This window comes from Mucilaginibacter metallidurans, assembly GCF_003286435.2.
Taxonomy (GTDB): Bacteria; Bacteroidota; Bacteroidia; order Sphingobacteriales; family Sphingobacteriaceae; genus Mucilaginibacter; species Mucilaginibacter gossypii.
In genome coordinates this window covers 4,914,925-4,938,222 of the sequence record NZ_CP043449.1, presented here as the reverse complement: position 1 = coordinate 4,938,222, position 23,298 = coordinate 4,914,925, and the positions used below count along the sequence as shown (strand labels likewise).

24 protein-coding genes and 1 pseudogene are annotated in these 23,298 nt (G+C 40.6%); 2 read left to right on the top strand and 23 right to left on the bottom strand.

The window, feature by feature from the left end; translation table 11 throughout:
- Positions 1 to 10: 10 nt before the first annotated feature.
- From DIU38_RS20830 to DIU38_RS20720, 23 genes and pseudogenes are all read right to left on the bottom strand, one after another.
- Complete coding sequence (locus DIU38_RS20830; RefSeq protein WP_167516239.1) at positions 11 to 1,123, bottom strand: glycosyltransferase family 9 protein; 1,113 nt, start codon at positions 1,121 to 1,123, stop codon at positions 11 to 13.
- A gap of 35 nt (positions 1,124 to 1,158) precedes the next feature.
- The gene (locus DIU38_RS20825) at positions 1,159 to 2,091 is read right to left on the bottom strand and encodes a glycosyltransferase family 2 protein (protein ID WP_112654039.1); all 933 of its coding nucleotides are present in this window, start codon (positions 2,089 to 2,091) and stop codon (positions 1,159 to 1,161) included.
- Between the two features lie 8 nt (positions 2,092 to 2,099).
- Entirely contained in the window at positions 2,100 to 3,245 is a 1,146-nt protein-coding gene (locus tag DIU38_RS20820) for a glycosyltransferase (RefSeq protein ID WP_112654040.1), read from the bottom strand.
- Positions 3,224 to 4,123, bottom strand: coding sequence for an NAD-dependent epimerase/dehydratase family protein (locus tag DIU38_RS20815; protein ID WP_112654041.1), 900 nt, complete (start codon positions 4,121 to 4,123; stop codon positions 3,224 to 3,226). The genes DIU38_RS20820 and DIU38_RS20815 overlap by 22 nt, the downstream gene beginning before the upstream one ends.
- 14 nt (positions 4,124 to 4,137) lie before the next feature.
- Positions 4,138 to 4,251: pseudogene (locus DIU38_RS34935) on the bottom strand (acyltransferase); the annotation flags it as partial.
- 494 nt (positions 4,252 to 4,745) lie between these two features.
- Entirely contained in the window at positions 4,746 to 5,654 is a 909-nt protein-coding gene (locus tag DIU38_RS20805; protein WP_112654043.1) for a glycosyltransferase family 2 protein, read from the bottom strand.
- Positions 5,655 to 5,658: 4 nt separating this feature from the next.
- Positions 5,659 to 6,684 carry a glycosyltransferase family 2 protein gene (locus DIU38_RS20800; protein ID WP_167516238.1) on the bottom strand — a complete coding sequence of 342 codons (1,026 nt, stop codon included), beginning with the start codon at positions 6,682 to 6,684 and terminating at the stop codon, positions 5,659 to 5,661.
- Positions 6,685 to 6,726: 42 nt separating this feature from the next.
- Positions 6,727 to 7,296: a hypothetical protein gene (locus tag DIU38_RS20795; protein WP_112654045.1), complete on the bottom strand. Its 570-nt coding sequence runs from the start codon at positions 7,294 to 7,296 to the stop codon at positions 6,727 to 6,729.
- A 93-nt stretch (positions 7,297 to 7,389) separates the two neighbouring features.
- Entirely contained in the window at positions 7,390 to 7,818 is a 429-nt protein-coding gene (locus tag DIU38_RS20790; protein WP_149354137.1) for a glycosyltransferase, read from the bottom strand.
- A complete protein-coding gene (locus DIU38_RS20785; RefSeq protein WP_112654047.1) occupies positions 7,811 to 8,914 on the bottom strand; it encodes a DegT/DnrJ/EryC1/StrS family aminotransferase in 1,104 nt (367 codons plus the stop codon). The genes DIU38_RS20790 and DIU38_RS20785 overlap by 8 nt, the downstream gene beginning before the upstream one ends.
- Positions 8,915 to 8,946: 32 nt before the next feature.
- Entirely contained in the window at positions 8,947 to 9,951 is a 1,005-nt protein-coding gene (locus tag DIU38_RS20780; protein ID WP_112654048.1) for a 3-oxoacyl-ACP synthase III family protein, read from the bottom strand.
- A complete protein-coding gene (locus DIU38_RS20775; protein ID WP_112654049.1) occupies positions 9,952 to 10,692 on the bottom strand; it encodes an SDR family NAD(P)-dependent oxidoreductase in 741 nt (246 codons plus the stop codon).
- A gap of 12 nt (positions 10,693 to 10,704) precedes the next feature.
- Positions 10,705 to 10,953 (bottom strand): acyl carrier protein, encoded by a 249-nt coding sequence (locus tag DIU38_RS20770; protein ID WP_112654050.1) that lies wholly within the window; start codon positions 10,951 to 10,953, stop codon positions 10,705 to 10,707.
- Between the two features lie 2 nt (positions 10,954 to 10,955).
- Positions 10,956 to 11,489, bottom strand: coding sequence for a GNAT family N-acetyltransferase (locus DIU38_RS20765; protein ID WP_112654051.1), 534 nt, complete (start codon positions 11,487 to 11,489; stop codon positions 10,956 to 10,958).
- Positions 11,490 to 11,912, bottom strand: coding sequence for a sugar 3,4-ketoisomerase (locus DIU38_RS20760; protein ID WP_091173939.1), 423 nt, complete (start codon positions 11,910 to 11,912; stop codon positions 11,490 to 11,492).
- Complete coding sequence (locus tag DIU38_RS20755) at positions 11,902 to 12,306, bottom strand: sugar 3,4-ketoisomerase (protein WP_112654052.1); 405 nt, start codon at positions 12,304 to 12,306, stop codon at positions 11,902 to 11,904. The genes DIU38_RS20760 and DIU38_RS20755 overlap by 11 nt, the downstream gene beginning before the upstream one ends.
- A gap of 6 nt (positions 12,307 to 12,312) precedes the next feature.
- On the bottom strand, positions 12,313 to 13,578 hold the full coding sequence (locus tag DIU38_RS20750) for an ABC transporter ATP-binding protein (protein ID WP_112654053.1): 1,266 nt from the start codon (positions 13,576 to 13,578) through the stop codon (positions 12,313 to 12,315).
- Positions 13,579 to 14,442, bottom strand: coding sequence for an ABC transporter permease (locus DIU38_RS20745; RefSeq protein WP_112654054.1), 864 nt, complete (start codon positions 14,440 to 14,442; stop codon positions 13,579 to 13,581).
- Positions 14,435 to 15,556, bottom strand: a complete 1,122-nt coding sequence (locus tag DIU38_RS20740) for a glycosyltransferase family 4 protein (RefSeq protein WP_112654055.1) — start codon at positions 15,554 to 15,556, stop codon at positions 14,435 to 14,437. The genes DIU38_RS20745 and DIU38_RS20740 overlap by 8 nt, the downstream gene beginning before the upstream one ends.
- Positions 15,546 to 17,333: an asparagine synthase (glutamine-hydrolyzing) gene (gene asnB, locus DIU38_RS20735; protein ID WP_112654056.1), complete on the bottom strand. Its 1,788-nt coding sequence runs from the start codon at positions 17,331 to 17,333 to the stop codon at positions 15,546 to 15,548. Before asnB ends, DIU38_RS20740 begins: the two co-directional genes overlap by 11 nt.
- A 158-nt stretch (positions 17,334 to 17,491) precedes the next feature.
- Positions 17,492 to 17,989: a UpxY family transcription antiterminator gene (locus DIU38_RS20730; protein WP_112654057.1), complete on the bottom strand. Its 498-nt coding sequence runs from the start codon at positions 17,987 to 17,989 to the stop codon at positions 17,492 to 17,494.
- 36 nt (positions 17,990 to 18,025) lie between these two features.
- The gene (locus tag DIU38_RS20725; RefSeq protein WP_112654058.1) at positions 18,026 to 20,446 is read right to left on the bottom strand and encodes a GumC family protein; all 2,421 of its coding nucleotides are present in this window, start codon (positions 20,444 to 20,446) and stop codon (positions 18,026 to 18,028) included.
- Positions 20,447 to 21,229, bottom strand: coding sequence for a polysaccharide biosynthesis/export family protein (locus DIU38_RS20720; RefSeq protein ID WP_112654059.1), 783 nt, complete (start codon positions 21,227 to 21,229; stop codon positions 20,447 to 20,449).
- Between the two features lie 106 nt (positions 21,230 to 21,335).
- Here DIU38_RS20720 and DIU38_RS20715 point away from each other — a divergent pair, with 106 nt between their 5' ends.
- On the top strand, positions 21,336 to 21,860 hold the full coding sequence (locus DIU38_RS20715; RefSeq protein ID WP_244311225.1) for a glycosyltransferase family 2 protein: 525 nt from the start codon (positions 21,336 to 21,338) through the stop codon (positions 21,858 to 21,860).
- A gap of 291 nt (positions 21,861 to 22,151) precedes the next feature.
- On the top strand, positions 22,152 to 23,249 hold the full coding sequence (locus DIU38_RS20710; protein WP_112654061.1) for an MraY family glycosyltransferase: 1,098 nt from the start codon (positions 22,152 to 22,154) through the stop codon (positions 23,247 to 23,249).
- Positions 23,250 to 23,298: the final 49 nt, after the last annotated feature.

Genomic DNA, 23,298 nt, shown 5'->3' with positions numbered 1-23,298 from the left:
AGCGCCTGGTTTAGCTTGCATTATTAAGAATTGATATTGCCTTATTACTGATAACCATAGGATCGACATTGTTGATATCCAGGTTGGAGCCGCGCTTGTATAAATCGTTGAGTAACGGATAATTATCTTTATTATTAAACTCTTCAGAAGGATAAAACGTGTATATATTGTTTGCAATGGTTAAGGGATAGGGAACAAAACGACCGAAATGGTTGCCATTGGAGATACAAATTGCGGTGGTTTGTGTACCTGCAGCAATATGTATAGCACTGGTATCATTTGAAATTAGTAAATCTGCATTGTTGATAAGTTCAATTAATTCAACAACATTAGTTTTACCGGTTTTATCTTCAATTTTTTCTTTGTTTTTTGATTGTGATATTATTTCAGTAGCCAGGCATGAATCTGCAGATGAGCCCGCAATTGTAACAGTAATTTTAAATGTTGAATTTGCCATTATGGAATCAATTGCTGTTGCAAATAAGTTTGTTCCCCACCTTCTATACTCCTGGCCCGCACCGGGAAATATTACCAATTGCAAAGCCCTTTTTTTGGTTGACTTACTTTCGGTTGGCAAATTTAATGAGGTATCAATTCTCTGACCAGTAAGGATTTCAATAAATTTGTGATTTCTCAGGTATTCAAAATAATCAGTTCCGGGAACATCTACAATGCTGTCATAAAATTTATAAGAGCGTTTTAATTCTTCTAATGATTCCATATTAGTATCATCCCCGCTGCTGCAAATCTTTTGTTTGGCTCCAAGTTGGGATATAAACTCATCAGTGTGCAATACTCTTGAATGAACCGGATTGATTAAGATATCAAATGCCTTTTTTTTAATGGCAAATGATAACCTTATTTTTTTGTTTATATCATAAATTATTGATGGCGTTATCCAGATAAATTCATCGATGACATCTTTATCATATACCTCGGCTATATCTTTAAATGCTATATTCCCAAGGAGCGTCAGTTTATAGCTTTTAAATTTTGGTGCGTGTTTGATACATTTTATATAGTTTCTGAAAAGAATGTAATCGCCAAGAGCATCAAGTCTTACAATTAAAATCCGGTTACTTTTAAAAGGAAGGGACGTTTGGTTAAAGAAATGGAATAACATCCTCCGGATCTTGTTTATACTTCTTTTTAGCAACATCATGAATAATATCCAAATACCTTATATAATTTGATCCTAATCCTGTTAAAAAAAATAATTTTCTTCCATTCATAAACGGTGCCGTGAGCATCTGCCGCCCATATTTTCTGATGATCGGCCTCCCATTGCGCCTTCATTTTTGGCGAATGAGTTTTGGCTTGGTCATGCACGTTGGCAACGGAAAGCGGCTCTTTGATTAATGCCCTGCTGTGTCCTTTTACCAGCCTGAGCCATAATTCAAAATCAAGGGAGCAATGAAGCTCCTCCCAAACGGGTTCATGAATGGCGGCGCTCCAAAAAGTGGAGGGCTGTACAAGGCTCGGAATCTTGATAAAATAATCAATAAAAGGTAATACCCGCGTTGTGGTTGTTTTGCCGGACACCACATTGTAGTCGTTCCCGTAACCGTATATAAAATCTGCATTGGTGCTCATGAATTTATTTAACACCTTATGGAAAACGCCTTTAAGATAGTAATCATCACTATTGATCCAGGCGTGGTACCGGCCCGATGAAAGACTGAACCCCTGATTAATGGCATGGCTTTGGCCATTATCTTTTTCGCTTTGGTAATAGCTAAGCCATGGGGCGTATTTTTCAATAATCTGTTTGGATTGATCGGTACTGCCGCCATCGATGATGATGTACTCCAGGTTGGGATAATTTTGCAAAAGCACAGCCCTGATGGTTTGCTCCAGAAAACCGGCCTGGTTATATGATGGGGTTACGATGGTAAGCTTAGGCCAGTTTATTTTATTATCATAAACTGTTTGTGCAACCTGCTCATCCCAGGGCCAGCCGGTTTTGCCGAACGGAGGCGGGGGCAACTGGTGCAATAGTCCGTTTTCGGTACCGGATACTATGGGTAGGGGCAATTGAACGCCTTTATTGATAAAGTTTGAACGGTAAGACTGAAGATCCGGAAGGTTCATGTTTTTGTTCAGTCAATTATCCGCAGAAATGTTCGGCCAAATTTTTCAACACATTCATGATAAGTGTTATTTTCAAAGAGCGGGGGAGGGTTTTGATGTTCACTGAACTGCTGAAGCAGTTGCGCTAACTGGTTAACACTATATGGATCAAAAAAGCGTGCCGAACTGTTAACCAACTGTTCCCTGTGGATCTCAATATCTGAAACCAGTAAAAATTTATTCATTAGTTTAGCATCCTCCACAACAGTGCTCCAGCCTTCAAACAATGATGGCTGTATTATGGCAATGGCATTATTCATCAATTGAAGCTGATCACGCCGGTCGATAAAACCCAGGAACTTAACGTTGTTGCCGATGTTATTGTCTTCAACAAACGCTTTCATCTCTGTAAAATAATGTGGGTTTCGGTAGTCGTTGGTATTACCGGTAAAAGCTACGGTAATTTCAATGCCTTCCGCCTTTAGCTCTTTAACTGCTTTTAGAACTACCAGTTGATTTTTATGTTTCCAGAACTGGTTTGGGCAGATAAAATAACGTGCGGGCAGCTGATATTTTTCAAGCAGTAATTTGATGTTGATATCCTGATACGGAGGATGCGCTACTGCGAAAGGCAGAACGCTTACTTTAACTGTATGCTGAGGGAAAATGGATTTGAAATGTCCGAGCGCAGTATTGCTGCTCACAATTAAATGCCCGGCCGAGGCTTGAATTTCCTGCTGGCTTTGCAGGCGCGAGGCAATATCATCTTCACTGAAAAACTCAGGGGCAAAATGTTCCTGGAAATCAGCTACCCAATATATTTTCTTTTTAGCAGCCGATTGTTGCTCACTTTTATAATAAGGAAAAACAGCATCAAGGGCTTTAATTTTCTGACTAAACAGACGAATTTTAAACAGCCGGTTTGTTATCCTGTTTAGTAATTGGAAACCTTTGTTTGCTTCGCCTGAATCCAACTGAAAGCTGATATAAGGATATTTGAATTTTTGCTGCGCCGTCCAAAAACTTTCGTAACTATCGGTAAGCAAAACAATATGCGGCTTTTCCTCATCATTAAGGGCGTTTAACGCATTTATCAGGTTTTCGATATAGTAAGTGCCGCCGATCCAGTTTTCGTTGTAGGTGTAGCTTAGCCCTATTCTTTTCCTTTTAGCCATTTACAATAGGTATTAATACCATCGTCAAAATTTACTTTTTGTTGGTAGCCCAGGCTAATTAGCCGGCTGTTGTCGGCTTGCCAGTATAGCGGATCGCCAACGCGGTTGGTGCCTGTAAATGACAAACCGCCGCTAAAGCCTATATATCTCAAAAAAGTTTTGGCTGCTGTTGCTATAGTGACGGTATTATTATTGGCAATGTTTGTAACGCTGAACCCTGGCCTATCGGCATTGATAAACAGGTGCATGGCGCTTACAATATCGGTGACATGAATAAATTCACGTGTTTCGTTACCGGTACCGAACAATGTGATATTTGTTTGGGTCTGCGATTTTTTGTAAAGATCCCAAAACAGCTGCTTTTTCAAACCGGCTCCATATGCGGAAAACACACGGAAGATATGAACATTTAAGCCAAAATGAGCATGATATAGCTGGCAGAGCTCTTCAGCTTGTTTTTTATGCACACCATAGGGTGAGAGCGGATTAAGCGTATGGGACTCTGTAATAGGTAGCATTTGCGGATTACCGTAAACTGCCGCGCTTGACAATTGGATGAGCCTGCAATTGCCATTACCTTCTTTTATGGCATTGAGGATGCTCACAAGGTGATGAACGTTTAGCAAGTAATCACGCTCAGGGTTATTGAATGATTCGGGCACTGACGCAGCCCCTGCACAGTTAATACACCAATTAAACTGTTGCTCATGAAATACCTTCTTAAAATCGGCGTTGGTGGCATTAATTAAAAAGTAGTTGGGATCGTCATATTCTACCACCACATCAGCGCCATAAACTTCATAGCCGGGCTGATTTTTAAAATAGTTGTAACAGGCCGAACCGATAAATCCTTTGGAGCCTATGACAAGTATTTTCATTGCTGTGGTAATGCTTTTATGAATTGTGCCGGGTTGCCGGCAACCATAGTAAATGGTTCAACATTTTTAGTAACCACTGCTCCTGCTGCTACGATAGCACCTTTGCCAATGGTAACGCCTTTTAAAATTACAGCGTTCAGGCTGATCCAGGCGTAGTCATCAATTATTATCGGTGCAGTGTGTACGTTGCCTTTATCGGCCCAGTGCCCGTTGTGTACCAGGTCCATCCACCGTTCGGCCCTTTCAATGGCTTCAAGCTCATGCGCATTTGTGTCCATAATATTTACATTATGTGAGATTTGCACAAAATTGCCAATGGTTATGCTTTCGCCCGACCAGATCCTGGTGTGATCGCCAATGTAACAGTTTTCGCCAATCACAATTTTACCGCCGTACTTAAATATATTGAGCATCCCCCGGATATGGGTTCCTTTGCCAACCACTATTCTCGATTTGTCGAGCGAGTTCGAAACTACCGCCTCCGGATAAAAAGTGGCCCCGAGATCGGTAATGCTTAATTGAATGTTGCGTTTTGCCTGTTTTTCATTAAGCAGGTAAATTAAATGGACAAGGTTTATTTTTTCAAAAAGGCCAAGCAATAACCGTTTTATGAATTGTTTCATTATGCTATCTTAAAAAATTTAAGCGCCCTGTGTATAACAGAAATTTTGTATTTTTTGTTAAGCCGGGCGTAAACCTGTTTTAAATAAGCGGTATCCAGAAGCATTTTTTTAGGATGCTGTAGTGGGAATATCATTGTGCCCAATGGTATATCGGCAATAGCATCATCTGCCGAATGCATATGTGTCCCATTTCCATAGCCTATATTTTTTACAAGATTTATGCAAGGATTAACTGCCATGCCACCGTTGATCAGAATGCTATAGAACCATTGAATATCCCAGGTATTTAATGATTTGTTAAAGGATGATTCAAACATGCCGTAATAACTATGGTACCAGTCGGTAGTGCCAAGCTGCATTTTAACCTTATTCTTTGTTTGCTGCTTGGCCCAGTCTTTCATTTCTATGTCATAAAGGTTCCATGCACGTTTCCAGGTGGCCCAACCCCAGATACCGCCATGCCCCCAATGATATGATTGGGCATCTTTTTTCCAGCCATCGGTGAGTAAATTTGAACCTGATATTGACATTACCCTGTCGTCGAAACGGTATTTTGTCAACAGATCCTCGCAAAAGGGGAAAAATGTTCTATCGGGCAGGCAGTCATCTTCTAAAATGACTCCTTCGTTAACATTTTCAAAAAACCAGTTGATGGCTTCGCTAACTGCCGATTTGCAGCCGAGGTTTTTATCCCTTAATAATGTTTTAACTTCACAATCCCAGTTTATGCGCTCAATTACCGAACGTGTTTTGGCGCACAGGTCGATATCATCGGGTTTATCAGGCCTTGGTCCGTCAGCAGCTATATAAAGGTATTTAGGTTTAATTTCAGCTATAGCTTCAAAAATCATTTCTGTAAAAGCCGGGCGGTTAAATATTAAAAAAAGTATCGGTACGGAATATCCCATAAGCTTAATAGCTTGTGAAAGCCTGGGCTGTTTTTACAATTTTTAATAATTGTTTTATGTGCTGGTACTGATTTTTTATCAGTTGCCTGTTAGTTAACAGCGATTTGAGCTGGCCACATTTTTGATAGTATAAAATTTTTTGTTCGATACTAACAGTCCGGAATTTAATAGTCTTCTGATAAACCAAGTTAACCGTTAACTTGGTTAAGGATTTTGCTGTGGAAAGCAGATCTTGATTTATGATTTGTTCGATAGATGGTTTATTATTAACCAGTGCGAAATAGCCATTGAGCAAAGCGCTGCTATAGTTTAGCCAAAACGCCGCTTTTAATATATAAGTGATATTTTGCCTTTTAAGCGGAACAAAGTGTTTAAATTTCAGATTATCATCGGCTATTATTTTGTAGCCCATTAAATGGCTCATCAAACATATTTCAACATCCTCGCCCGAAACCAGCTTTTTGCCTATGCGGCCGGTTGTTACCTGGCGCCAATTTGCGTTCTTCAGTTCAAGCAGTATACTTTTCCGGTAAACAGATCCGGCACCATAAACCCAATGGCTACCGACTGCCCAAGTTTGGGGGCCCCAAACGGTAGTAAATTTCAGCAGGCTTTCGGAAAGTGGGGCCGGTTGTTCAGCTTCTATTAATCCACATCCCCCCAATACACCTATTTGGCTATCACTGTTCATGATTTTAAAGGCACGCTCAATATAATCGTCGAAAAGCCAATTGTCATCATCGCAAAAAAGAAGGTATTCATATCGGGCGTGATTTAAACCCATATCCCGCGCATGACTTAGCCCTGCAATGGGTTGGCTCACAACGGTGAAAGGAACATTGGCTAAATTGTGTTTTCCCCATTCGGCCCTGGCTGTGGCCGCTGTGCCATCTGTTGATGCATTGTCAACAATAATAACCTCCCATCCAACACTTCCCGGTACCTTTTGTAGGGCAAGGTGTTTAATAGTTAAGGGAAGCCGCGCGCTGCTGTTATAACAGCAAAGAATAACCGATATGCCGGTACTCAAGTTATTGAGGTATTGGATAACATAAAACTACAAGACGATCGATCAAACCAGTTTATCAGAACGATTTGATTTTGGCAGCATCATAGCAAGCAATTCCCGCTTCATAACACTATTTAATATAAACCTGTTAAGCATTTCCTGATTACAAGCTGTAACTTCTTCATTCATCAGCGCTTGATTTTGACTTATATTTATTATCAGATCCGTCAATTTATCAAGCGTGTGACAGTAAGCAATTACATTATCGCACTTGTTTTTAAGCGATTTATCAATGTTATAAAAAATTGTTTTAAACCCGTTTTTGATACTTTCCAAACCTGAGAAGCCGGTAAATTCACCGATGGTGAAGTTGATAAAATATCCGTTTTTTATTTCATCGCTTAGTTCACTCATAGGAATGGATTTTTCAGTAAATGCGATGTTTGAGGAAACATTAAGCCGGCTGGCCATATCCATAATGTTTTGATAAACTTTCGGGCTATATACCGTGCCTATGAATAGTATCTGGACATCAGTGATCCCCTTGTTTTTTAACACGTGTAGTATTTTTACCAGATCCGGGAAGTAATTTTTGTCTTCAGCTATTCTTGATATAACGTTTAAATTAATCATTCAAAAAAAGTGGAAATAAGCCTCTTTTACATTTAAATACGGCGTTCCCGTAATGTGTATCGAGCTCGTTTAACTGGTATTGATTGATGCAAATCAGGGTGTCATCGGGTTGTCAAAGTATGTTTCGGGAAAGTTATAGGTACCTTGCGCCGCATTGGTTACATGCCAATAAAACCGGTGATCATGATCAACTGTGTCTTTTACCCTGTAAATATTATACAAGCCGATCACATGAACACTTTCATATATGCTGTTGGCAAGAAATTTTAATTTTAACTTCCAGTATATCGATCTCAACATTTTTAAAGGGGCTCTGAAGTTCTTTATTACGCCAAGCCGGGTTCTTACCACCCTTATTTTCTTCTGTTTAAAAATCAGGTCGTAATATTCCTGGTTGTAATTATCAAGGATCAGTATAGTTGGGGCAATTTTGTTTTGCTGGGCAAAAACAGCAAGTTCATGAACAAGCTTCTCAGCACCTCCAATTACCAGGCCACCATTCACTATCAAAATTTTACGCATAAAACTTTTTGATAGTTTTAGTTACGTACTCAATTTCCTCACTGCTCATGCCCGGATTCAGCGGAAGGCTCAAGCTCGTTTCTGCCAATTCCTCAGCTATCGGGAAGTCACCTTTTTGGTAACCGAGGTGCTCATACGCTTTTTGTAAATGGGCGGGTACAGGATAATGGATCCCGGTGCCTATTCCATTGTTGTTTAAATGTTGCTCCAGCTCATTTCGTTTTGCAGTACGGATTACATATAAATGGTATACATGTGATGATCCTGGGGAGGAAGCTGGTAAGATAAGGCCGTCGATTCCGTTAAGTTGACGAGTATAGGCAGAAGCTATGGTCTGCCGCTCAGTTGTCCATCCATTCAGATATTTCAATTTTACCGAAAGAAAAGCAGCCTGCAGTTCATCAAGCCTTGAGTTTACACCTATAACCTCATTGTAATATTTTCTTTCGGAGCCATAATTACGCAGCAGGCTTGCTTTTTGTGCGAGGCCTGGATTGTTGGTGGTTAAAGCCCCTGCATCGCCATACGCGCCCAGGTTTTTTGTTGGATAAAAACTGGTAGCGTTAACGTGGCCGAAGCTGCCGGTAAGCTTGTTGTTGTATGTGCTGCCCTGCGCCTGTGCGTTATCTTCTATCACAAAAAGATTATGCTTATGGGCTATCTGCATAATAGCGTCCATTTGGCAGGCCTGCCCGTAAAGGTGTACGGGTATGATAACTTTTGTTTTTGGGGTGATGGCTGCCTCAATCAAACGCGGGTTTAAATTATAAGTATCCTTATCGGGCTCAACCGGTACAATGGTAGCCCTTACCTGCGATACGGCGAGCCAGGTGGCTATAAACGTATTTGAAGGTACGATGACTTCATCGCCTTCACCAACTTCAAGCACCCGTAGCGCAATGCACAGGGCATCAAGTCCGTTGCCTACCCCAATGCAGTGTTGTACGTTATTGAAGGCAGCGTAAGCATTTTCAAAATCGCTTACTTCCTTACCAAGTATGTACCATTTATTTTGAAAAACGCGCTCAAACGCCGCGCGAATCTCTGCTTCAACTAAATTATTCTGACTGGTTAAAGATAAAAACGGAATATTCATCGGTTCAACTTTGAGCCTTAGGCTTTCTGCTTTTAAATAAATGTTATTACGGTTCCGGCCCATGAGTAGCCAACACCAAAGCCGGCCAAAAGCCATTTTGTTTGCGGAGTAACCTGTTTTTCTTTCATGGCTTCATCAAGTGCAATGGGTACCGATGATGATACCGTGTTACCAATAGCGGCCATATAGATATAAAAGTTTTCGGAAGCTATATCCATCTTTTTACGCAGGTGCTCCAGCATGTACCGGTTGGCCTGGTGCAGGATAAACTGCCCGATTTCGTCTTTGCGCACACCATTTTTTTTTAGGGTATCTGTTATTAAAGCAGGAATCTCTTTAGAGGTAAAAGCAAATATTTCGGGCCCGTTCATATATAAACTTCCTAATGATTGCTCATTCCCATAGTCATCATGTACGGTATCGGCACTTTTTTCAGGGTAACGGATAGCTCCCTGCTTTACCATCAGATTTTCAGCACCCTTACCATCCGTACCCAATTCAAAGTTACCTATAGCCGCAAAGCCTTCGGTGCTGATGAGGGTAGCGGCGGCGGCATCACCAAAAATGGTACGGTTTCCCTTATCTTTAGGATGTATGAATTTTGAATAGGTTTCGGCCGTGAGCAGCAAGATATTGGTGGCTATACCTGCCGCTATAAGACCCTTGGCTAAAGCAAGGCCGTACACGTAGCCCGAACAGCCCAGGTTAAAATCAAGTGCCCCCGCTTTAACCGGGATACTCAGCTTATCCTGTATAATACACGCTGTTGAAGGCAAAAAATAGTCTGGGCTTTGGGTACAGTATAATATAAAATCAATTTCAGTTGGATTGATGTTATGCGCGGCAAACAGTTTTTGTGCCGCGGCTATCGCCATATCTGACGCAAACTCATCCTCGGCAGCAACGTGGCGGGTGCTGATACCTATTTTGTTGGCTATCTTCTCTACTCCCCATTCGGGAAACAGGGTCGATAGCTCAGCATTGGTAAGCTGATTTTGAGGCAAATGATATGAAATAGCTTTTATAAAGGCCTGCATTTATTGTATGGTGAATCCTCCGTCTATTATCAGGGTGCTTCCGGTTACCCACTTACTGGCGTCAGATAACAGGTAAATAGCCGCGTTGGCAACATCAATTGGTTCGCCAAATCCCAGGGGGTATTTTTTTTCATCGTCTTTCAGCTGCTCCTCTGTAAATATAGGATCGTAGATGAGTTCGGTTTTTATCATGCCCGGAGAGATATTATTGACCCTGATCCTTTGGGCGGAAAGTTCAATAGCTAATACCTTTTGCATAGCATTTATGGCGCCTTTTGAGGCACTGTACATCGCGTTACCAGCGGTTCCAACATTGTTGCCGGCAATGGATGATATAAATACTACCGATCCATTTTTGTTTAGCTTTTTAGTTTTTAACAGCTTATTGATCAAAATAGCGGGGGAGAAAAAATTTGTTTCGAAGATCGAATCCAGGTCTTTCCTGTTTATAAATTTAAAAGGCAAAGTTTTTACAATCCCGGCAGATAATACGACGCCATCTAAATTCGGCATTAACTCAATCAGGTTGTCCTGTTCCTGCTCAATATCAAGATCGGCAACATATTGGGTGCCGGGTACTTCCAGCAAGTTAAAAACGTCTGACAGTCGTTGCTCGTTTCTGCCGGTAATAAAAGTTTCGGCTCCCATTCCTGAAACGCTTATAGCAATTTGCCTGCCTATGCCTGATGAGGCTCCGGTAACCAAAATTTTTTTACCTTTTAAACAGAATGGGTTATCCATAGGATATTAACGTCAGTGCCTGGGTTTACGAATTTGATTTTTCAATACAATATTGTATATATCCTGTATAACTTTTGAATTACGAATGTCATCGCCTGTCAGTCTGACTGCGTAAACGTCATCTACCATGGCAATCACTGAAAGTGCTGTCATAGAGCTCCACTCGTCATTCTCTTTGAATAATGTTTCGGCAGTAAAAGAACTTGTATCCAAGTCGTCAAACTGATCGGCAAATTCGCTTATAAATTTTTCAATATTCATAGTTAAGTTTTAGGTTGTATTATACTTATTAAAAAACTAACCTTGCGTTTAACGCTCTCCTCATCTATTGTAAAATAATAGTTGAGTTCGTCTTCACCTGTTATTGTTGCAAACATTTTATGAAACCGTAACACTTTTTTATTGTCTTTCCTTACATCAAACACACATCTTTTATTTTTTAATTCGCTGGCTGCAAATTCAGAAATAAACAGATCTGATTTTATGCTTACAAATTCATCGCATCCGGGTTTTACGATCCAGCTGCCACTGGTGTAGGTATCAGCTGTTATATCATACAATCTTATAACTCCGAGCGGCTGATAGTCATGGTCAGAAAATAAAAAGTAATATTCCTGTCGTTTTTTTTCCCGCTTTTTATATTCTCTAATCCATTCAATTTGCTTTTGCAAATTATTGTCGGTATGTGTCAGGTACCGGGCGTGCACCGGGTCAGTTCTTAAACTTAAAATAAATTCGGCATCGCTTTCCTCAACAAATCTAAATATTAAGTCAAATTTATAAAAAGGGAACTCCACTTATAATGATTTGTAATCTTTGAACTGTTTGTACTCTCTTAGATAGTCGGCTTCTGTATACAACATGGAAGCTAATACAAGGCAAATAGCCCCCGACGAAAAATTTGAAATATCGCGCCAGATGCCGGGCTGGATATGCAACCCTATGTACGGGCGGTTTAACTGTACTGTTTTTTTGTTGATACCATCGTCAATAGTGATATCAAAGCTGCCACTGGCTGCTACGATAAATTGTTCAAGCTGCTTATGTCCGTGCGCCGCGCGTGATTCTCCTCCCGGGATATCATACAAATAATATACCCGTTTAACAGCAAAGGGGATATGGATATTGTTTTCAACAGGAGTGATGTTACCGGCCCGGTTGTGAATACGGTTAAGGTGGATGATGTTACAATCAAAAACAGTTGATATTTTACCTTCCATGTTTGCAGCTCACAAATTGATCAAAAACCCTGATATATTCATTTACATCATACTTGCCGTTGGTCAGGATCAGGGCAAGTGAATTGGTCGAGAAGTTCTCAATCTCCCGCCACATCATTTTCGGAACATACAGCCCGTAATATGAACGGTTAAGGCTATACCGCATTTCCTTTACGCCATCATGAAGCACAACGTCGAAGCTGCCACTAATAGCGACAATAAATTCCTGCAGGTTTAAATAAGCGTGGCCGCCACGCCGTTCGCCGCCGGGTACGTCATAAATCCAATAGGTACGCTCAATTTTAAAGGGGATATGGTTGTTTTCTTCAATGAAAGAAAGGTTCCCCCGGTCGTCTAAAAACTTGGGCAATTGTATGATGCGCGGGGCTTCCATATGCTGTTATGCCTGGTAACTAATATCAAAATCAAGTTTAGGGTGAATTACACCCGGAGCTAAAGCGCTGTTACTTCCTTTACTTTCATTTTCAACCTCAAACCCGATAAAATCATCAGCACCAAATAATTGGTAACGTTGATTTTCGCCAAAAATCAACTTGAATGAATAATTGCCGGCGTTCAACAGGTTAGGCGGGATAGTACACTTAACCGTGTAAAACCCGGTTTTTGAATCATTATTGGTTGATATAAGCACGCCGTTATGAAATACGGGGATTTCATCACTATTTTTTAATTCAAAGGTTGCATCGAGATTAATGCCCGTTTTTTGATTAAAGAAGATCATCTCAAAGCTAATACCTGTCGAAATGGAGATGCTGTCGCCGGTAAGCGGGCGGATAATAAATTTAAGCACCCTTATATTTTCATTTCCCGGCGCTGAGCTTAGATCATCATGATGCTCAAATGTTGCCCGGGTATTATTATTGGTTTGATAAAAGCTTACTGCTTCGAGCTGTTTGTTGTCATATATCAACTGCCCGTTTGCAAGCACAATGCCCCGGTTACATAATGTTTTCACAGCGGCCATGTTGTGGCTTACAAACAAAACCGTGCGCCCTTCGTTCATGCTTACCTGTCCCATTTTACCGAGGCATTTTTTCTGAAACTCGGCATCGCCAACTGCCAGTACTTCATCTATTATCAAAATCTCGCTTTCAAGGTGCGCAGCCACCGCAAAGGCCAACCGTACGTACATTCCCGATGAGTAACGCTTAACCGGCGTATCGATGTATCTTTCAACCCCCGAAAAACTCACGATCTCATCAAACTTTTGTTTGATCTCGGCCTTGCGCATCCCAAGGATGGCACCATTGAGGTAAATATTTTCCCGCCCGCTCAATTCCGGGTGGAAACCTGTGCCTACTTCGAGTAAACTGGCTATCCGGCCCTTTAGTTTTACCGAGCCGGTAGTAGGAGAGGTAACACGGCTTAAAATTTTAAGCAGGGTACTTTTACCTGCTCCGTTGCGGCCTATAATGCCAACAGCATCGCCCTGTTCAACTTCAAAATTAATATCGTTCAAGCTCCATACCACATCACTTTCGCCTTTGATGGTACGATCATTCACTTCGCCTATTTTTAAAAAAGGATCTTCCTTACCCCGCAGACGTGCCCAAAAACGCTCCAGGTCGCGGGAGATAGTGCCCGTACCAAAATCGCCTAATTGGTAGGCTTTTGATAAGTTTTCAACTTTTATTGCCTTACTCATTTATACAGTATCAACAAAAGTTTTTTCAACCTTATTAAATATTACTATGCCTGTAAGCAGTATTACAATAGTGCTAACGATACTGTAAGCTAACAGCTCCCAGTTAAAGCTTCCTTTGCCTAAACAGCCATACCTGAACGTTTCAATTATGGCCGTAATGGGGTTAAACTTAATAAGCCAGCTGTATTTAGGATATTTAGCCTGTGCCACCGATAAAGGGTATATAACCGTTGTTGCATACATTAAAAGTGGTACGCCAAAGGCCACTATAAACGCTATATCTCTGTATTTTGTGGTAACAGCCGATATGATCATACCTAAGCCTAAACCCAGTGATGCTATCATGATAATGAGTAATGGCAGCAGCAAGGCTGCTATATTGGGAATAATATGTTCGCCCTTTAAGATAAATATGATGTACAGGATTATGAAAAGTAGAAACTGAACCGCGAAACGGATCAAGTTTGAAAGTACAATGCTTAGAGGCATAATAAGTCTTGGAAAATATACCTTGCCAAGTATACCGGCATTATCTTTAAAAACAGTTGACGTTTTGTTCAGGCAATCGGCAAAATAGTTCCAAATGATGATGCCGGCCAGGTAAAAAAGTGGCTTGGGCAGGCCATCAACCGGGATGCCGGCCAAATTGCCAAATATCAGGGTATAAAACAGGATAGTAATAACCGGCTGAATAAAAAACCACACCGGGCCCAAAATGGTTTGCTTATAAAAGGAAATAAAATCGCGCCTAACGAGTAGCACAAGCAGGTCGCGATAATGCCACACCTCTTTAAGCTTAAGGTCGAGCAAGCTGCCTTTGGCATTTATTTCAATGTCCCATTTTTCCGGATGCAAATCAGTCATTTATCAGCTGCTCAAGTTTGGTCATATAATCGCGCTCGTTAAAATGGCTTAAACATTTTTCCTGTAAGCTTTTGCGGGTATCAGCAGCTAAGTGTTTTTGCAAATGCTTTGTTATTGCCCTGTTAAGTTCGGTAAGATTGTCCGGGTCAATGGCTTCTCCCAGTTCGCCGTTCCGGATGGCGTCAATACTACCGTCGGCATTACCGCAAATAACGGGTAAGCCGCAGGCAAGGGCTTCAATAAATACAATGCCAAATCCCTCTTTTTTGCTTGGTAAAACAAACAGGTCGGCCAGCAGGAAATGGTCGGTGAGTTCGGCTTCATCAATAAAGCCGGTTAAAATTACCCGTTCCGTTACATCATGCGCCGCTATTAATTCTTTTATACGGATGTGTTCCTGCTCATCATATTTGCCCGAAAGTATATATTTAATTTGCGGAAATTGTGACTTAAGGCTGCCCAGGGCACTAATTACCTGGTCATACCCTTTGTATAGCTCGGTAGATGCCATGCGTGTTAACGAAAATATGATAAAATCATCGTGGTTTAAACCATAACGGCGCAACAGTTTTTGTGGCTTTGCGAAGATATCTGGCAAACGCATAAATGGGTCAATTGCATTATTCAGCACAATGCATTTATCTGCATTCAGGTTATGCCTTTTTATCATTTGCTGTTTGGTATAATTGCTTACACAAATTACGCAGTCGCAGTGTTTAAGCATCAGCCGCTTTAAAAACGAAAGCGGACGCCAAACCTCAATGCCGTGTGCTACAAGCCATAACCGGCATTTCGGATTAATTAGTTTAATTAACAGGCCAATGATGGCCAGGTTAACATGGCTTAATATAGCAACATGGGGCTTTGCGGAATGGCCGATGGTTTCCAAAACAAAACCTGCCCGGTTTATGCCAAACCCTTTGAAATTTGCAGAAGGTAAATATTGCGCCATCAGGTCATCCTGCTTATCATAAGCCGACCAAAGCTCAAAATTCCAATTGTTTTTTAAGGCAGCACGATGCAAGGAATGACCAAGTGTGCGTGTCATTTTCTGGATGCCGCCGGTAGTACTAAATGTTTGTAAAGTAAAAAGAATTACATTTTTAGCCATCATTTTGAACCTGGTACAAGGCAAAAGCCTTTGACCAATGAATGCTGTCGTTTTTAAACTGTTTTATAACATTTTGTGCCGCTTTTCCTTTGTAATTATCAGTATCACTAATTAGCTGGTGCCCCTTCATCCATTTTTGTAAGGGGAATGTGAAACCCATTTTGGGCCTGTTCCAAACTTCAGGCGGAATAAAGTTGTTGAAACTTTCAATAAGAAGTTTTTTCGGCTGGCGTTTATTAAATCTGATGGCTGGCGCGATATTCCGGGCTGCACGGTTAAAATCTTCATCCAAAAACGGAACCCTGACTTCAAGGCCATGATTCATGCTCATTATATCGGTATCCCTAAGCAATTGGTTTTGCATGTAGAAATGCGTTTCAAACCATTCTGCATGTTCGTTATTATACCCGTGTGGTGCGGGCGACAAAGCTGTGCCGAACAATACATCATTAATATGATCAATGCTCGTATCCAGTAGAGCAGAAACATCAGCCAATGAAAACAATCCACGCAAAGCCAGGTAATCAGCTACGGGATGGTTAACAGCGAGGAATGCCAATTTCTTATAATGATCAGGCAAAAAGTGACCGGATAGCTTTAACATCCATGATGGCAGTTTACGCAGATAGCCAAGATATTTTATGCGGTTAAATGAGGGATAACCACCAAAAAGTTCATCGGCGCCCACACCTGATAATACGGCCTTCAAGCCATCATCATGGGCATATTTACTTATAAACCAGCTGTTAATGCCATCGGTGGTAGGCATATCCATAGCACCCATGATTTGCGAAAAAAACGCTTCAAAATCTGATTGTTTTACCAGGTGTGAAAAGTTTTGGCCATTTATTTTATTGTTAATGATGTTTTGATAGCTGCGTTCATCATAACTTTTTTCATCAAAAAATATAGAAATGGTTTTAAGTTGCTCTTTTTTTTGCCGATTGGCCAGCATTGTGAGCAGGCTTGAATCAATCCCCCCGCTTAAAAATACACCTATGCGTGCATCGGCAATTAATTGCCGATGCACGCATAGGCTAAGTGCATTGTAGATTATCCGATGGGCTTCGTTTTTATCGGTTATTACATTTTGCAAACCATCAATGTGATATTTGCTTAAAGTATACCCTGCACTCCTGTGGTCCCAGCATAAAAAATGTCCTTTAGGCAAGCTGAATACATTTTTTAATGTGGTATAGGGTTCAGGAATATGGCCAAATGCCAGTAGTCTTACCGGCCAGTCCGGATCTTTTTCGATATTCAGTCCCGACTGTTTAAATGCCCGTACTTCGGATGCAAAACAAAGCTCGTTGTTTACAGCCGAATAATATAGCGGTTTTATACCGGTAGTATCACGTACAAGGTAAGTAAGGGCTTTGCCAACATCATACAAGGCAAAAGCAAACATACCTCTGAACCTTGCAAAAGCTGTAGTGCCCCAATTAAGATAGGCCTGGAGTATAACTTCGGTATCAGTGCCTGACTTAAATTGTGCTCCTGATCTTAGCAATTCCTGTTTTAATTCAGGGTAGTTGTAAATTTCGCCATTGAAGGTGATCCATGCATTTTGGCCCACATCTGCCATGGGCTGATGCCCGTTGCTGCTGAGGTCAATAATTGATAACCTGCGGTGACCGAAAACAAGGCAGGCTTTTTTATCTTCAAATATGCCCTCATCATCCGGCCCGCCATGCTGTAACGCGTGGCACATTAATTTTACGCTATTCCTGATCTCGTTCTGGGATATTTTTTTAGAAACGATTCCTGCTATACGGCACATTCTTCATTAAATTTCATAGCTTCGCCCCGTAAGTTACATTGATATCTTGTAACTAATTAATTATTAATTACTTGTGTTGCGGGGCACAAGCTGTCTATTTATTGAATTTTCGGTGCAAATAATGAAATATTATCTGTTGTCCAAACAATTCCTTTATTTTAAAACCGCTCAATGAGCGATGCAGCAACATTAACGATAATAGAGTAACCAATACTTTCCAGGCGTAATATCAGTTGTTTTTGCGATCTGCGTGATACAACTTCGCCTGTCATGCCCTTTAGTGCACCTGCTCTGATGATAATCTTCTCGCCCGGCTGCAGGTTTTCCTCTGTTACCTCCAGTTCATATGGGCTTGCCATGAGTAATTTAAGTTCATGGATCTGTTTATCAGGCATAACTGCAGGCTTGCCCGAAAAATAAAGGAACCGCGCAATGCCTTTGGTCATTAACACTTCGGCCTGCTCTTGTTCGGCAATATTTACAAACAGGTATGATTTTAACAATGGTTCCTCAACCCATTTTCTGCGGTCGCTCCATTGTTTAAGCTGACGGTGCAGGGGCAGGTAAACATTAATGCCTTTGCTCACTAATGCTTCATATGCCTTTTTTTCGGCTCGTGGGTTGGTGTAAACCGGGTACCATTTGTTTACTGCCATATTGATTTTAGTAACAATCTTTTTAAATAAACAAGCTTATTTAAACCATCGTTTTAAATTCCACCATTTTTTCTTTTCATCATCAAGATAATAGCCCGAACCTTCGTAGCCGCTGTAATCTGAATAATAGTAATATCGTGTGCCTGCATTTTCGCCGGTAAATTTGGTAGTGTAATATCTTGAATGCAGCAAATCTTCTTCGAATGCATTTAAAATTATCACGGTATTATCGAGGTGATATTCCTGCGCTATGCGCTGTGGCACAGTTGCGGCATAATATTTTGATTTGCCCGACCGGATCACAAAAACATTGATGTCACTTATCCTGATAAGCGGTATAGCATCTGATACCAGCCCGATCGGAGCGGTATCAATCATCACTATATCATACATTGTTTTAAGTGTTTCAATTAAAGCGTTCATCCTTTTGCTGTGTAGTAGCTCTGATGGGTTAGGCGGTACGGGCCCCGACACTATAAAATCAAGGTTTTCCTGTTCAGAGTGATGAATGATATCATCAATTTCAGTTTGGTGTGCAAGGTAATTGGTCAAGCCAATATCATTGGCCACATGAAAAGTTTTATGTAGCCTTGAACGACGTAAATCGGCTCCTATTAATATTACTTTTTTATCAATAAGTGAAAGCGTGCTTGACAAATTTACGGCAACAAATGATTTGCCTTCGCCGGCTACTTCCGAGGTTATACAAATAACTTTGCTTGCTTTTTCTGACGAAAGGAAACTAAGATTAGTACGTACAGAACGGACCGATTCGGCAAAAATTGATTTGGGTTTGCTGATAGCAAGGATTTGTTCGCTACTTTCGTCAAGGGCATACGGGAATTTTCGGATAACGCCCAGGATAGGTATGCTGGTTAGACTTTCAATGGTTTCCTTATCATAAATATAGGGGTTTAATATCCTGATGAGAATGATAAGCCCCAGGCCTATAGCCAGACCTAATATAGTGGCAGTACGGTGGATATTATGTTCATTGGGCGAAACTGGATTATAGTTTGGTTGAGCCAGTTCAATAATAGTTGCACCAGGCAAAATCCCGGCACGGCTGATCTGCGCTTCCAGTTTTTTTTCGGACAGAAAAGAGTATACCTTATCATTAATATCAAAATCACGCTGCAGGCTCACCATATCACGCTGGGCGGCAGGCAATGCCGCTATAGTTGAGTTAACCTGGCCAAGCTGATTATCAAGATATTGAATATTTTTTTCGATGCCAGCCCGGATCTGTTTTATATTGTTTAAAGCGGTGGTTTTAATTTGGATAATGCTTTGGTTAATGTTTTGAATAGGCTGCGAATCGGCATTATAGGTAGTTAATAAACTTGCCCGTTCTGTAATCAGGTTGTCCAGGCGGCTTACCATAACTTCTAACGACGGTAGATTAGCGCTGCCGACATTAAAGTTTAAGGTTACATTGTTTTTTTCCTTGGCTATTTCGCTGCTAAGCTGGTCGAGCGCTATTAATTGTATTTTTAATAACGATTTGTTTGATTCAAGCTCGGTTGCCTTGGTTACTGAAGTAGTTGATGCGGATGTAACGTCAAGTATCTTGGATTTTTTCCTGTATTTTTCTATCGAGTTTTCAGAGCCTTTTACTTCAGTCGACAGATAATCCAGCTGGCTGTCAATAAAATCGATCATTTGTGAAGCTGACTGCGCCTTTTGGTTCCGGTCAAAAATCACATAATTGTTCATAATCGCATTAAGTATATCTGCTGCAAACTGCGGATTGGAATCTGTTTGCTGGATGGCAATTATATTTGAGTTTTTTGCTGTTTCGCCAGCATATAAATTACCCTGTACCCGGCCGATAAAATCTTCGGGGATATTGAACTTAAATAAATAAATTGTTTTGGATGGAATTAACCCCGGGTATTTAATTCGGAAACTGGTATTGCCAATGGTTACAATATCGCCGTATTTGTAGTTGTTTTGGATCTCCTTACCGTTTATGCTATAGGTAAGATTGAAGCTTTGAGCACTGACCGGCTTAAAAGTTATCAGGCTATGGAAAAAATTAAGACTATCAAACTTTACCAGAGTAATACCGAGAGGTTTTTGCGGATAGGTTTCGGAGGTACGTACCCTGCCCGAGATATAAAAGCTGATACGATAGTCGAGGTCTTTTATTGCTGTTAGGATGAGGGTACGGCTGGTTAATACCGAAGTTATACTTTGAATTTTTGACGGGCCGCGTTCGGGCGTGGTCATTACACTGATAATGTCAGAAATTTCTGATTTTTTTTCTTCTACCTTAAGTGTTCCCCCGGTGGCATATGTTTTGGGTGTATACCATAAATAAGTGTACGAAATAGCTGATGTAATAACGACGGATGCCAATATCCAGTACCAGCGGCTGAGGAGTATTTTGCCGATCTTAAAATAGTCAATTTCCTGGTTGGGCAGCTTTCTTTGTACTTTTTCTAACTCTTCCATTTACCGATGAGAAAGCGTAAAAATAATCAAGGCAGTATTAAGCAGCAGTAAAACCGGCTGCGTTATTACCGAAAGGTTTTGCAATTTATCATTGCGAACGGCGCGCTTGTTTTGTGCTATATAAATAACATCTCCGCTTTGAAGAATAGCACGGGGATCATTTATTGATTGGATATCCCGAAGGTTAATTTCAGTAACCTGCGGGTTTTTTTGATCGCCTCTTATTATTTTTACATTTGCTTCATTAGCCTTATCGGTCAGGCCTCCCGCTTCGCCAATCATTTCAACCAAAGTTGTCCTGTCTTTTGTTAACGTATAGTTCCCCTGCCCCTTTATTTCGCCAAGTATGGTTACCTTAAGGTTAACGATCTTCAACTCAATTATGGGGTCTTTCAGCAGGTTTGTACGGTAAAGCTCCTCAATTTGTTTTGCTGCTTCCGGCCTGGTAAGACCAGCAACTTTTACATGGCCGATAACAGGCAGCGCAACAGTGCCGTCGTCTTCAACCTGAAACGTTTGCCCGGCAGCACCGCCACCTCCGCTGCCCCCTGCATTGGTAGCAGGCGCTTCGTCAACTATATACTTTATGCTTTGCAGGTTCCTGATCTGCAGTATATCCTGTGCTTTAATACGGTATGGGCCTACTGCTGCATCGCTTCCTTTTGATGCGGTATCAGTAACATTATACTTTTGGTCAAAAAGATATTGATATTGTTTGCTTGAGCAGGAGGTTAACAATAAAAGTATCCCAATTATCAGGCAGATAGATGTATAGTTGCGCATGTTCAGCTATAAAGTTCCAAGTTATATTTAAGATAATTAGGCTGCAAAGTCAAAATTACATAATTTCGGGGTATTAATACGTTGTATTTTTCCCAAAGTTGCAAGGTTGAAGATCTCGGTTATTACTGTTGTTTACAATGCTCAGGATACTATTAAAAGATGTATCGACTCTGTTATCGGCCAGAATTACAACAACATTGAGTATATTATAATTGATGGCGGCTCAACAGATAGTTCCCTGCAAATAATTAACCAATATAAATCGCACATCAAAGTTTTGATATCTGAGCCTGACCAGGGCATTTATGATGCAGTCAATAAGGGGATCCGTTTAGCAACAGGCGAAATAGTTGGTACGCTTAACGCCGACGATTTTTTTGCTAATCAGGAAGTTATATCAGCATTAGCGCAGGCTTTTTCAGACAGCGCAGCCGGGATCGTTTACGGAAACCTTGATTATATAAATTCTGTAGGTAAAATCACCCGTAAATGGAAAAGTCACAAATGTGGAAAAAATTCCTTTAACCGTGGTTTTATGCCCCACATCCTACCTTTTACTGTAAGCGCATCTTGTTTGATAAATACGGTTTTTACAGCCTTGAATACGGTTCTGCAGGCGATTATGAATTAATGGCGAGGTTTCTGCATAAGTGGCAGGTAAGGAGCTTTTATCTTAACAAAGTTATGGTTAAAATGCAGGTAGGGGGTATAAGCAACAGCAATTTAATGAACAGGTTTAAGGCGTGGTCATTTGATTTGAAAGCAATGCGTAAAAATAATGTGTTTTTACCCGTTTTGGCAATTGTGCTGAAACCCGTAAGAAAGATTTTTCAATTCCTTTAATTTTTAGTTAACTTTTTGTGTTGCGCTTCGTACAAGTACTTATAAATGAATAAGCCGGTCACTAACATATTTATAGCATATGCTTGAATTTCTACGCTCTTATCATTTTGTTTATAATGTGCTAATAGTTGTATTTTCAACCCTTATAACATTATTATGTATCCCTTCAATATTACATGTTGCACGTGCCCGCCATTTATATGACGATGTTGGACATTTCAGGAAACAGCATGATCATGGTATTCCCCGCTTGGGAGGTGTTGCTATTTTTGTAAGCTTTACTATTACAGTTTTGCTGTTTATCGATAAGTCGTTGCCCGTTAGTTACCTGCTTACCGCATGTATAATTTTGTTTGCCATGGGGTTAAAGGATGATCTTTCGGGGGTTAATTCAAGCACTAAGTTCATGATCCAGTTTGTGGTTGCTGCCATACTTGTTATCCCCGGAGATATCAGGATCAGCAGTATGTATGGCGTTTTTAATATTACGGCCTTGCCATATATACCCAGCGTAATGTTGTCAATACTGGTTATTATGCTCATCATCAATTCTTTTAACCTTATTGATGGTATAGATGGCTTGGCTGCAACCACGGGTATTATTGCCAATAGCACTTTTGCGACACTTTTTATTTATATGAACGAATATGAGCTTGCGGCAATTTCGCTTGCTATAGTTGGAGCGGTGGCTGGTTTTTTGCGTTTTAACATAACCCCCGCCAAAATATTTATGGGCGATACCGGTGCCCTCCTTATTGGCCTGGTATCTGCAGTAATGGCTATTCGATTTATTGAATTGAGCAAGGTTTCGACTGTTAAATTACCTTTTATATATACTGCTCCGGCTTTAATTATAGCAGTACTTATAGGTCCTGTTTTTGATACGCTCAGGGTTTTTACTATCCGGATCTTAAACAAAAAATCCCCTTTCGATGCAGACCGCAACCATATCCACCACCGTATGTTAAAAATGGGTTTAACGCATCTGCAAACTACTTTTGTTTTAGGATGCCTGAACCTTGTTTCGATAGTAATGGTACTGGTGTTTAATAATTTAAATAACTCCTGGCTTATTGCCTTTATATTTTTATTGTCGATATCTTTTAACGGGATGATCACTTATTTTATCCGTTCAAAAAAAGGTGAAGCCCTGGTAGTCCGGAATTTTAGCGACTAATAATCAATTGTAACCTGCAAGTAGTAATACCGTAAATAAACAAATTAAC